Consider the following 11631-nt stretch of genomic DNA (forward strand, 5'->3'; position numbering starts at 1 on the left):
TAGCATTTTAGTTATTCACGCTATTTTTGATTCTGCTGGCTGTTTATTTTTTAGCATGCGGCGTAAACTCCGGCGTCCTCCACTATTGCTGATACAGAAACATGCATACGCCCTCTGCCGCCGCCAGGCCCTCGTTTGATACGACCTCCGCCGCCTTTTTAATTGTCGCCTTTCTGACGGGGATCGCCGGTGCGCTACAAACCCCGACTCTGAGCCTCTTTCTGACCAACGAGGTTCACGCGCGTCCGGCCATGGTCGGCTTCTTTTTTACCGGCAGCGCCATTATCGGCATTCTGGTCAGCCAGTTTCTGGCCGGTCGCTCCGATCGTAAAGGTGACCGCAAAAGCCTGATTATGCTCTGCTGCCTGCTTGGCGTACTGGCCTGCCTGCTGTTTGCCTGGAACCGTAACTATTTTGTCCTGCTGTTTGTCGGCGTCTTCCTCAGCAGCTTTGGCTCAACGGCGAACCCGCAGATGTTTGCCCTGGCGCGTGAACACGCCGACCGGACCGGGCGGGAAGCGGTGATGTTTAGCTCGATACTGCGCGCCCAGGTCTCGCTGGCGTGGGTAATTGGTCCCCCGCTGGCCTACGCGCTGGCGATGGGTTTTGGCTTTACCACCATGTATCTCAGCGCCGCGGTGGCCTTTATTGTCTGCGCCGCGATGGTCCGGCTGTTCTTGCCTTCAATGCCGAAAATTCAGCAGTCGGCAACGGGCAGCGTCGAGGCCCCGCGCCGCAACCGTCGCGACGCGCTGCTGCTGTTTGTTATCTGTACCCTGATGTGGGGCACCAACAGTCTCTACATTATTAATATGCCGCTGTTTATTATTAATGAGCTGCATCTGCCGGAGAAGCTGGCGGGGCTGATGATGGGTACCGCCGCCGGGCTGGAGATCCCGACAATGCTGATCGCCGGTTACTACGCTCGTCGTTTTGGGAAGCGCTTCCTGATGCGTATTGCGGTGGTCGCCGGGGTGCTGTTTTATCTGCTGATGCTGAACGTCCATACCCCTGCCCTGCTGCTGGCAGTACAGCTGCTGAACGCCATCTATATCGGTATTCTGGCGGGGATTGGGATGATCTATTTTCAGGATTTGATGCCCGGCCAGGCCGGTTCAGCGACCACGCTCTATACCAATACCACCCGCGTGGGCTGGATTATCGCCGGATCGCTTGCCGGTATCGCCACGGAGATCTGGGATTATCATTCGGTATTCTGGATAGCGCTGGTGATGAGCGTGCTGGCAAGCGGCTGCCTGCTGCGGATCAAAGACGTTTAAGGTGCGGTTAGCTGCTCAAGGTGGATCAGAAAATCCATCGCTTTTTGTCGCGAACTGCCGCACATCTCTGCCGAGGGTTTGAGGCCCGCGCAGACCTTCGGACGCAGAGGCGAGCCGAAGATTTTACAGCGCTGCTGTGCGTCGAGCTGAACGCAGGGCGTATTGGCCGGTTTGCCGTCTGGCATGCCGGGGATCGGGCTGGAAATGGACGGCGCGGTACAGCATGCGCCACAATCAATACGGCATTCCATAAGGGCGCGCTCGCGGTGGTGGGTGCGGCACACTACCTCTTTTATCGGAGGAACGCAAAACCCGCTAATTCCACTTGCCAGCAAGGGTCCTCGCGAGTAGTTTGTCGCGATATTTTAGTCAATTTGGTTAAACAGGATTATCGCAATGCCAAGAGCGAACGAGATCAAAAAAGGTATGGTGCTGAATTACAACGGCAAGCTGCTGATTGTGAAAGATATCGATATTCAGTCACCGAGCGCCCGCGGCGCTGCGACGCTGTATAAAATGCGTTTTGCCGACGTCCGTACCGGTCTGAAAGTCGAAGAGCGTTTTAAGGGTGACGATATCGTCGATACCGTAACGCTGACCCGCCGCTACGTTGACTTCTCCTACATTGACGGCAACGAATACGTCTTTATGGATAAAGAAGACTACACGCCGTATACCTTTACCAAAGACCAGATTGAAGATGAGCTGCTGTTTATCCCGGAAGGCGGGATGCCGGATATGCAGGTTCTGACCTGGGACGGCCAGCTGCTGGCGCTTGAGCTGCCGCAGACCGTCGATCTGGAAATCGTTGAGACCGCACCGGGCATTAAAGGTGCATCCGCCAGCGCCCGTAACAAACCGGCGACCCTGACCACCGGCCTGGTGGTGCAGATCCCGGAATACCTCGGCCCGGGTGAAAAAATTCGCATTCATATCGAAGAGCGCCGCTATATGGGCCGCGCCGACTAATAAATGCAAAAAGGGACAGTTTTCACTGTCCCTTCTTCAATGCCCCGCCCGCTTACAGCAGTTCAGGGAATTTGGTCATTTTCAGCGCCAGTTCAACCCCGCGCACTTCCGCCATGCCTTTCAGACGCCCAATCGCCGAATAACCCGGGTTGGTTTTCTTACGCAGATCGTCCAGCATCTGGTGGCCGTGATCCGGTCGGAACGGGATGGGACGCAGATCGCCTGCCCGCTTACGACGCACCTCTTCGCTCAGAATCGCCTCAACCACCGCCACCATATTCACGTCGCCGCCCAGGTGAGCCGCTTCGTGGAAGGTTTTCGGGTTCTCTTCGCGCAGCGTGGCCCGCAGATGGGTAAAGTGAATACGGTCGCCGAAGGTTTCAATCATCCGCACCAGGTCGTTATCGGCGCGCACGCCGTAGGAGCCGGTACACATGGTGAAGCCGTTGTTGATGCTGTCGACAGCCTCTTTCAGCCACTGCATATCTTCAATCGTGGAGACAATGCGCGGCAGGCCGAGGATCGGCCGCGGCGGATCGTCCGGGTGTACCGCCAGGCGTACGCCAGCCTCTTCCGCCACCGGTACGATAGCGCGCAGGAAGTGGGCCATATTGTCCCGCAGCTGCGCTTTGTCGATCCCGTTATACTCCGCCAGACGAGCGCGGAACTGATCGAGGGTGTAGCCCTCTTCGGCACCCGGCAAACCGGCAATAATATTGCCCGTCAGCTTATCGACGTCCGCCTGAGACATGGCGTTAAAGCGGGCCTGCGCCTGCTGCTGCTCTTGTGCACTGTAATCCGCTTCTGCACCCGGGCGCTTGAGGATATGCAGCTCAAACGCGGCGAAGGCGATCTGGTCGAAACGCAGCGCTTTTGAGCCGTCCGGCAGCTGATATTCCAGGTCGGTACGCGTCCAGTCGAGGATCGGCATAAAGTTGTAGCACACGGTATCGATGCCGCAGACCGCAAGGTTGCGGATGCTCTGCTGGTAGTTGGCGATCCAGGTATCACACTGCCCGCTGTGGGTTTTAATGTCTTCGTGAACCGGGATGCTCTCAACCACTGACCAGGTCAGCCCTTTTTCAGCCAGCTCGGCCTGACGCTTTTTAATCTCTTCCACCGGCCAGACCTGGCCATTAGGAATATGATGCAGGGCGGTCACCACCCCGGTCGCGCCCGCCTGTCGGACATCGTCAAGAGAGACCGGATCGTTCGGCCCGTACCAACGCCAGGTTTGCTCCATCGCTTCACCTCTTTTAAGTTGTTATACCAATAAAGTGCAAGATAATGACGACTACCATACATGCTAGCCAAAAACAGGCAAGTGCCTGCGCCACCATTGATTGATCCAGCTCACATTCCCGCTATATTTAAGGCACACCAATTCAAATTGCTGTCATATAACTTTACACTGCCGATGTTAATTACTGGTTAAGCAGGTGTTTAAATAATGAAGACCATTGCCACAGTTTCGCTTCCCGACAGCGTGCGGCAGCCCCGTTACGATCGCCAGAATCTGCAATCGCGGATCGTCCATTTTGGCTTCGGCGCTTTTCATCGCGCCCATCAGGCCCTGCTGACCGACAGGGTACTCAACGCCCAGGGCGGCGACTGGGGGATCTGCGAAATCAGCCTGTTTAGCGGCGACCAGCTGATGAGTCAGCTTCGCGCTCAGGACCATCTTTTTACCGTGCTGGAGAAAGGCGCGGACGGGAATCAGGCCATTATTGTCGGTGCCGTAAAAGAGTGTCTGAATGCAAAACTGGACTCGCTCCCGGCAATTATAGAAAAATTCTGCGAGCCGCAGGTGGCGATTGTCTCCCTGACCATTACCGAAAAAGGCTACTGTATCGACCCGGCCACCGGCCAGCTGGATCTCAGCCAACCGCGGATCGTGCACGATCTGCAGCATCCTGAAGAACCTCACTCCGCGCCGGGCATTCTGGTTGAAGCCCTGCATCGCCGCCGCGAACGCGGCCTGCCCGCCTTTACCGTACTGCCCTGTGACAATATTCCCGACAACGGCAAATTGGTGAAAAACGCCGTGCTGGGAATGGCGCAAAAGCGCTCGGACTCGCTGGCGGTGTGGATTGCTGAAAACGTCAGCTTCCCCGGCACCATGGTCGACCGTATTGTCCCGGCGGCCACCCCGGAATCGCTGGCGGAAATTAGCGATGTGCTGGGCGTGGACGATCCCTGCGCGATCAGCTGCGAGCCGTTTATTCAGTGGGTGGTTGAAGACCATTTTGTCGCCGGGCGTCCAGAGTGGGAAATTGCGGGCGTGCAGATGGTCGACGACGTGCTGCCCTGGGAGCAAATGAAGCTGCGGATGCTCAACGGTAGCCACTCCTTCCTTGCCTGGCTGGGCTATCTGGCCGGTCACGCGCATATTAGCGACTGTATGGCCGACGAGGTTTTCAAAACCGCCGCACGTCGCTTAATGCTGGATGAACAGGCCCCGACCCTGCGTATCATCGGAGTCGATTTAACGGAGTATGCCGACAGCCTGATTACGCGCTTCAGCAATCCGGCGCTGAAGCATCGCACCTGGCAAATCGCCATGGACGGCAGTCAGAAACTGCCGCAGCGCATGCTGGAAGGCATCCGGGTTCATCTGCAGCGGGAGAGCAGTTGGCCGCTGCTGGCGCTGGGCGTCGCCGGCTGGATGCGCTACGTCAGCGGTGTGGATGATGCGGGTGAGAATATCGACGTCCGCGATCCGCTGGCCGATAAAATCCGCGCCATTGTTGAAACCAGCAGCGAAGCCGAGCGCGTCACGGCCCTGCTGGGGCTGAGCGAAATCTTCGGCAACGACTTATCCCGACAGTCCGTCTTCGTCGATGCCGTCAGCCAGGCCTGGGATCGACTGTGTCGTCTCGGTGCCCGCGAGGCGGTGGCGCAAGCCCTTACGCGTTAACATTCACTGCGCTTTAGCGGACGGAAGCGTGATTCCGTCCGCGATGACACTTCTCTTTTCCCCTTTTTTTCGCCAGGATAACCGGAACTGTTACAACATTACATTTCCTGGAGTTAACGTGACCAGAACCAACCTGATTACCGGTTTCCTCGGCAGCGGCAAAACCACCTCTGTTTTACACCTTCTCGCCAGTAAGCCGGAGGGGGAAAAGTGGGCCGTGCTGGTGAATGAATTCGGTGAGGTCGGTATCGATGGCGCCCTGCTGGCCGACAGCGGCGCGTTGCTGAAAGAGATCCCCGGCGGCTGTATGTGCTGCGTCAACGGCCTGCCGATGCAGGTCGGGCTGAACACCCTTCTACGCCAGGGCAAGCCGGACAGGCTGCTGATTGAACCGACCGGGCTGGGCCATCCGAAACAGATCCTCGATATGCTGGGCGCGGCGGTTTATGAGCCCTGGATCGATCTGCGTGCCACCCTGTGCCTGCTGGATCCCCGCCAGCTACTGGATGAAAAAGCGGTGAACAATGAAAACTTCCGCGACCAGCTGGCGGCGGCCGATATTATCGTCGCCAACAAAGCCGACAGGGCAACCCCGGAGAGCGAGCAGGCGCTGACAACCTGGTGGGAAGCCAACGGCGGCGATCGCGCGCAGGTTGTGACCACCCAGGGCGTGATCGATGTTGCCCTGCTTGATCAACCCCGCCGCAATACGGCCCCGCTCCCCGCCAGCGCCGCCCATCAGCACGCTCACGCGTCGAACAAAGGGCTTGCCGCCCTCAGCCTGCCGGGCAATCAACGCTGGCGTCGCAGCCTGAATCAGGGCCAGGGCTATCAGGCCTGCGGCTGGATTTTCGATGACGCGACCGTCTTCGACACCATCGGTCTGCTGGAGTGGGCGCGGCTGGCCCCGGTCGACAGGGTTAAAGGCGTGATGCGTATTGCCGAAGGGCTGGTGCGGGTTAACCGCCAGGGTCAGGACTTCCATATTGAGACGCAGAGCGTGGCTCCGCCGGACAGCCGTATTGAGCTGATCACCGACGCGGACGCGGACTGGAACGCCCTGCAATCGGCCTTGTTGAAGCTTCGTTTATAGATGTAATTGTAAAGTGACGGCGTAATTCATAAATCCTGGTTATATGATGAAAACCCGTCTCCCTCTTATCCTGCTGCTTAACGCCGCAGGACTGGCTCTTTTTTTATCCTGGTATCTGCCGGCTCAGCACGGCTTCTGGTTTCCGCTGGACAGCGCGATTTTTCATTTCTTTAACCAGGGGCTGGCGCAGAGCCGCAGCTATGCATGGCTGCTGGCGATCATCAATAACCGGGCCTTCGATGCCTGTTCCCTGCTGGCCATGGGCTGCCTGATGCTGAGTTTCTGGCGCGCAGGCGACCAGGCCGAGCGTCGCCGCATTGTGATTATCGGTCTGGTCATGCTGGCTGCGGCGGTGATCGTCAATCAGCTGGCCCAGGGCCTGATGCCGGTCAAACGCGCGAGCCCAACCCTGTTCTTCCCGGATAGCCTGCGGGTCAGCCAGCTGCTGAATCTGTCGACCAAAGACGCGTCGCGCGACAGTTTCCCCGGCGATCACGGTATGATGCTGCTTATATTCACCACATTTATGTGGCGATATTTTGGCCGTAAAGCCTTCGGTGTTTCCCTGATTATTTTTGTGGTCTTCTCTTTCCCACGCGTAATGGCAGGGGCTCACTGGTTCAGCGATATTGCCGTCGGATCGCTGTCGGCGGTATTAATTGGCATGCCGTGGATCCTGTTAACGCCGCTTAGCGATCGCGGCATCCGCCTGGCCGACCGTCATCTTCCCCGCAGAAAAAACAATAAAACAACAATTAAATAACATTATTATCGGGGATTCTTTTCAATCCCCGATCTGCTTTTTTTCACACTTAATTCAAACTGTCATTTTTTGGTAATAATTTTCGCCTTTCAAATGAATCAATTGGCTGAATTAGCGCCTTTAATGCTGCTATTTTGAGCTATTCCGGATTTTCACTTTCTGTATCATATTTTCTTATATGAAATCACATAAAAGCCCTCGCAATGCCCGGATTGATCGGGTAATCTCGGTCAGGCTTTGCAAAAAGAGCTCTATTTACGCGGCTGGCAGGTTGTTTTGTGCGTTAAACCACAGATTTAGCGCAGCAGAATTGTCTTATGTCCGGCAGCTAATTAGTCTCGACGCGTTTGGCATTTTTTATAACGATCTATCGTTAAGGACTTCAAGGGAAAACAAACAAAATGGTCACATCTCAACCAATTGTGAGATATATCTTGCGGGCACTCCCCGCGTTAGCAGTAGCGGTACTGCTTTCAGCATGTACGACAACGAATACCGCAAAGAATAATGTACACCCCGAGACGCGTGCAGTGGTTGGTGAAGAGACTTCATCACTGCAAGCCTCTCAGGATGAGTTCGAAACCATGGTGCGTAATCTCGACGTTAAAACGCGCCTGATGGAACAATATGCCAGCTGGAAAGGCGTGCGTTACCGCCTCGGTGGCGACACTAAACGCGGTGTCGATTGTTCCAGTTTCGTTCAGCGGACCTTCCGCGAACAGTTTGGTTTAGAACTGCCGCGTTCAACCTGGGAACAGCAGGAAACGGGCAAGTCCGTATCGCGCACTAGCCTGCGCACGGGCGATCTGGTCCTGTTCCGCGCCGGTTCAACTGGTCGCCACGTCGGTATCTATATCGGCAACAACCAGTTCGTTCATGCTTCCACCAGCAGCGGCGTCACTATTTCAAATATGGACGAGCCGTACTGGAAGAAGCGCTATAACGAAGCGCGCCGCGTTCTGAGTCGTTCTTAATATGCTATCTGGTTGTTGGTTTTCCCTTGGCTAACAACAGAAAGAAAAGCACTGCTCCGGCAGTGCTTTTTTTTTGATGCATCAAATGCAATAGCAGAGTAAATTCATATCTGGCTGCGCTTTTGCAGGCTATAGTCTTTGAAATCAAGTTGTTGAGCCGGTATCACGGCTACGGGATCCGTCTCTATGTTCACCCGCTACTTCTCGACCGGTCGTAAAGTGCTGCTGGCCAGTATTCTGGCGGGGCTGATCATTGCGCTGATAGCCGGCGGCCTGCAGTTTATGCTGCTGCAGCAAAAGCGGGAAGCCCGCTTCGATATCCTTATCAGCGACCTGCACAGCTACCTCGTGGACTACTTCGACGAGCTGCGTAATTCGATTAACTCGCTGCAGCCACTCACCCTGAATACCTGCGAAGATGTCGCCTCAGAGCTCACCTCACGCGCCGCCTTTAGCCTCAATGTTCGCGCCTTTTTACTGGTCAAAGAGGGTAACGCCTTCTGTTCCTCTGCAACCGGGTCAATGGATGTCCCGCTGACGGAACTGGTCAGCCAGATTGATGTAAATAAAGATCTTGATATGGCGATCCTGCCCGGAACGCCGATGATGCCCGATAAACCGGCTATCGCTCTGTGGATACGCAGTCCCCTGCTGGATGAACGCGGTATCTTTACCACCATTAACGTTAACCTGACGCCCTGGCTGCTCTACTCCGCCCGGCAAAATGATTTTACCGGCATGGCGCTGGTCGTTAATCACGTGGCACTCTCCACCTTCTCTGAGCGTTTGATTAACCCGGATGAGCTTGGGCAGTCTCCGAGCCGCCGCGCCCGTATTGAAGGGCTACCGATGGATATCTATCTCTATGCCGAGAAGTGGCCGGAAGAGAATACCAACCTGACCCTGCTGATTGGCACCATGGCCGGTTTAATCGGTGGCCTGCTCTGCTTCTATATTATGACGGTGCGTCTGCGACCGGGAAAAGAGATCCTGACCGCCATCAAGCGGGACCAGTTTTATGTGGTGTATCAGCCGGTGGTCGATGCGCAAAAAATGGAAATTCAGGGCGTGGAAGTACTGATGCGCTGGAAGCACCCGGTTGCCGGTGAAATCCCCCCGGACGCCTTTATTAATTTCGCCGAAGCTCAGCAGCTGATCGTGCCTTTAACGCACCACCTGTTCCGGCTGATTGCCCGCGATGCGCCCATTCTGCAAACCCTGCTTCCGCCGGGTGCCAAACTCGGCGTCAATATAGCCCCCAGCCACCTTCACGCGGACAGTTTCCAGCAGGATATGCGCCAGTTTTCTGCCTCTCTGCCGGATAACTATTTCCAGGTGGTGCTGGAGATTACCGAGCGCGGGATGCTGCATTACCAGGAAGCCAGCCGTCTGTTTGAATGGCTGCATGATGAGGGGTTTGAAATCGCTATTGATGACTTCGGCACCGGTCACAGCTCGCTGATTTATCTTGAGCGCTACACCTTTGATTATCTGAAAATCGACAGGGGTTTTGTCAGCGCTATCGGCACCGAAACCGTGACGTCGCCGGTGCTTGACGCCGTGCTGATGCTGGCAAAACGGCTCAATATGGTGATGGTCGCCGAAGGGGTTGAGACCGAGGAACAGGCCAACTGGCTGCGCAGCCAGGGCGTTCAGTTCCTGCAGGGATACTGGATGAGCCGCCCGCTGCCGCTGCAACAGCTGGTCGAGCAGCATGACGCGAAGGCGAAATATTTCACATCCTCCTGAGCGTCACTTATTATTCAACGACAAGAGGCTGGCCCGTGCGGGGTCTGCCGGGATACAGGATAACCTCCGGATATGTTTTTGCGGTTGCCGTTACTGTTAATTGCGCTGTTCAGTTTCACCTCACAGGCGCAAACCATCAAAGAAAGCTACGCATTCGCGGTGATCGGCGAGCCGAAATACGCCATTAACTTTACGCATTTCGATTACGTGAACCCCGCCGCGCCCAAGGGCGGCACCATGACCATGTCCGCGATTGGGACCTTTGATAATTTTAACCGCTTTGCCATGCGCGGCAATCCGGGCGCCCGTACCGACGCGCTGTACGATACCCTCTTTACCACGTCTGACGACGAGCCTGGCAGCTACTATCCTCTGGTCGCCGAGATGGCACGCTACGCCGATGACTATTCGTGGGTGGAAATCAGTATTAATCCGCAGGCCCGCTTCCACGACGGCAGCCGGATGAAAGCCAGCGACGTGGTGTTTACCTTTAACAAGTTTATGACCGAGGGCGTGCCGCAGTTCCGCCTCTACTATAAGGGTACTACGGCAAAGGCCGTCTCCCCGCTGACCGTGCGTATTGAGCTGGGCACGCCGGGTAAAGAGAACATGCTCAGCCTCTTCTCGCTGCCGGTGATGCCGGAAGCCTTCTGGCGCGACCATAAGCTCAATGAACCCCTGCCCCGCCCGCCGCTCTCCAGCGGACCTTATAAAATCAGCGCCTGGCGAATGGGTCAGTATATTACCTATACGCGAGTAAAAGATTACTGGGCGGCAGATCTGCCGGTTAATCGCGGGCGCTGGAATCTCGATACGATCCGCTACGACTACTATCTCGACGATAACGTCGCCTTCGAGGCCTTTAAAGCCGGGGCTTTCGACCTGCGTACCGAGACCAGCGCTAAAAACTGGGCGACTCGCTATATCGGTAAAAACTTTACTAACGGCCATATCGTGAAGGAATCCTTCGCCAACGACTCAACCCAGGATACGCGCTGGATGGCGTTTAATATCCAGCGTCCGATATTCAGCGACCGTCGGGTCCGCGAAGCCATTACTTACGCCTTCGACTTCGAATGGATGAACAAGGCGCTGTTCTACGACGCCTACAGCCGGGTGAACAGCTACTTTATCAATACCGAATACGCCGCCCGCGACTATCCGAAGGCCGATGAGCTGACCCTGCTGGCACCGATGAAAAAAGATCTGCCCCCGGAGGTCTTTACCTCTATCTACCAGCCGCCGGTCACCAAAGGCGACGGCTACGATCGGCAGAATCTGCTGAAGGCCGGGGCACTGCTGGATGCGGCAGGCTGGACCATCAAAGATCGGCAGCGAGTGAACGTGAAAACCGGCAAACCTCTGCGCTTCGAGCTGCTGCTGCCCTCCGGCGGCAACGATCAGTGGGTCATGCCGTTTAAGCATAATCTGGCGCGTCTCGGCATTACGATGGATATCCGTCAGGTGGATAACTCCCAGGCCACCAGCCGCCTGCGCAGCCGGGATTACGACATGATGCCGCGCGTCTCCCGCGCTTCGCCCTGGCCGAGCAGCGACCTGCAGATCGCCTGGGGTTCCGGCTATATCGATTCCAGCTATAACGCGCCGGGCGTACAAAGCCCGGTGATCGATGCGCTTATCGACAAGATCATTCTCGCTCAGGGCGATAAAGAGAAGCTAATTCCCCTGGGTCGGGCGCTGGATCGGGTCCTGACGTGGAACTACTACATGCTGCCGATGTGGTATATGGCCAACGACAGGGTCGCCTGGTGGGATAAGTTTTCCCATCCGGCTCAGCGACCGCTTTACTCCATGGGGTTTGATACCTGGTGGTATGACGTCAACAAAGCGGCAGGTTTGCCCGCAGAAAGACGCTAAGGAGAGAG

Annotated in this window: 10 protein-coding genes; 8 read left to right on the forward strand and 2 right to left on the reverse strand. The window is 56.1% G+C overall.

The features are described from left to right. Positions 1-101 precede the first annotated feature (101 nt). Positions 102-1280, forward strand: coding sequence for a sugar efflux transporter SetB (gene setB / locus EDF81_RS06575; RefSeq protein ID WP_123347283.1), 1179 nt, complete (start codon positions 102-104; stop codon positions 1278-1280). On the opposite strand, the gene EDF81_RS06580 is transcribed toward setB, so the two are convergent. Further along, the gene (locus tag EDF81_RS06580) at positions 1277-1531 is read right to left on the reverse strand and encodes a YkgJ family cysteine cluster protein (protein ID WP_123347284.1); all 255 of its coding nucleotides are present in this window, start codon (positions 1529-1531) and stop codon (positions 1277-1279) included. The two genes, setB and EDF81_RS06580, sit on opposite strands and share 4 nt — an antisense overlap. Before the next feature lie 145 nt (positions 1532-1676). On the opposite strand from EDF81_RS06580, the gene yeiP reads away from it, so the two are divergent. Continuing rightward, positions 1677-2249 carry an elongation factor P-like protein YeiP gene (gene yeiP / locus EDF81_RS06585; RefSeq protein ID WP_123347285.1) on the forward strand — a complete coding sequence of 191 codons (573 nt, stop codon included), beginning with the start codon at positions 1677-1679 and terminating at the stop codon, positions 2247-2249. Between the two features lie 52 nt (positions 2250-2301). Here the strand turns inward: yeiP and uxuA are convergent, their stop codons facing one another. Next, a complete protein-coding gene (gene uxuA, locus EDF81_RS06590; protein WP_123347286.1) occupies positions 2302-3492 on the reverse strand; it encodes a mannonate dehydratase in 1191 nt (396 codons plus the stop codon). A gap of 207 nt (positions 3493-3699) precedes the next feature. On the opposite strand from uxuA, the gene EDF81_RS06595 reads away from it, so the two are divergent. From EDF81_RS06595 to EDF81_RS06620, 6 genes are all read left to right on the forward strand, one after another. Further along, positions 3700-5166, forward strand: coding sequence for a mannitol dehydrogenase family protein (locus EDF81_RS06595; protein ID WP_123347287.1), 1467 nt, complete (start codon positions 3700-3702; stop codon positions 5164-5166). Positions 5167-5284: 118 nt separating this feature from the next. Next, positions 5285-6259, forward strand: a complete 975-nt coding sequence (locus tag EDF81_RS06600; protein ID WP_123347288.1) for a GTP-binding protein — start codon at positions 5285-5287, stop codon at positions 6257-6259. A 43-nt stretch (positions 6260-6302) separates the two neighbouring features. Then, entirely contained in the window at positions 6303-7022 is a 720-nt protein-coding gene (locus tag EDF81_RS06605; protein WP_123347289.1) for a phosphatase PAP2 family protein, read from the forward strand. Between the two features lie 401 nt (positions 7023-7423). Then, positions 7424-7996, forward strand: coding sequence for a bifunctional murein DD-endopeptidase/murein LD-carboxypeptidase (gene mepS / locus EDF81_RS06610; protein WP_123347290.1), 573 nt, complete (start codon positions 7424-7426; stop codon positions 7994-7996). A 186-nt stretch (positions 7997-8182) separates the two neighbouring features. Beyond that, positions 8183-9745, forward strand: a complete 1563-nt coding sequence (locus EDF81_RS06615; RefSeq protein WP_123347291.1) for a cyclic di-GMP phosphodiesterase — start codon at positions 8183-8185, stop codon at positions 9743-9745. A gap of 72 nt (positions 9746-9817) precedes the next feature. After that, positions 9818-11623, forward strand: coding sequence for an extracellular solute-binding protein (locus tag EDF81_RS06620; RefSeq protein ID WP_123347292.1), 1806 nt, complete (start codon positions 9818-9820; stop codon positions 11621-11623). The last annotated feature ends 8 nt before the right edge of the window (positions 11624-11631 follow it).

The sequence above is a fragment of the Enterobacter sp. BIGb0383 genome, from assembly GCF_003751845.1.
Lineage (GTDB): Bacteria > Pseudomonadota > Gammaproteobacteria > Enterobacterales > Enterobacteriaceae > BIGb0383.

Coding starts and splice junctions, on each gene's coding strand:
- EDF81_RS06615 (WP_123347291.1), top strand. CDS start 8,183: ATGTTCACCCGCTACTTCTCGACCGGTCGTAAAGTGCTGCTGGCCAGT.
- uxuA (WP_123347286.1), bottom strand. CDS start 3,492: ATGGAGCAAACCTGGCGTTGGTACGGGCCGAACGATCCGGTCTCTCTT.
- EDF81_RS06580 (WP_123347284.1), bottom strand. CDS start 1,531: ATGGAATGCCGTATTGATTGTGGCGCATGCTGTACCGCGCCGTCCATT.
- setB (WP_123347283.1), top strand. CDS start 102: ATGCATACGCCCTCTGCCGCCGCCAGGCCCTCGTTTGATACGACCTCC.
- EDF81_RS06595 (WP_123347287.1), top strand. CDS start 3,700: ATGAAGACCATTGCCACAGTTTCGCTTCCCGACAGCGTGCGGCAGCCC.
- EDF81_RS06620 (WP_123347292.1), top strand. CDS start 9,818: ATGTTTTTGCGGTTGCCGTTACTGTTAATTGCGCTGTTCAGTTTCACC.
- mepS (WP_123347290.1), top strand. CDS start 7,424: ATGGTCACATCTCAACCAATTGTGAGATATATCTTGCGGGCACTCCCC.
- yeiP (WP_123347285.1), top strand. CDS start 1,677: ATGCCAAGAGCGAACGAGATCAAAAAAGGTATGGTGCTGAATTACAAC.
- EDF81_RS06605 (WP_123347289.1), top strand. CDS start 6,303: ATGATGAAAACCCGTCTCCCTCTTATCCTGCTGCTTAACGCCGCAGGA.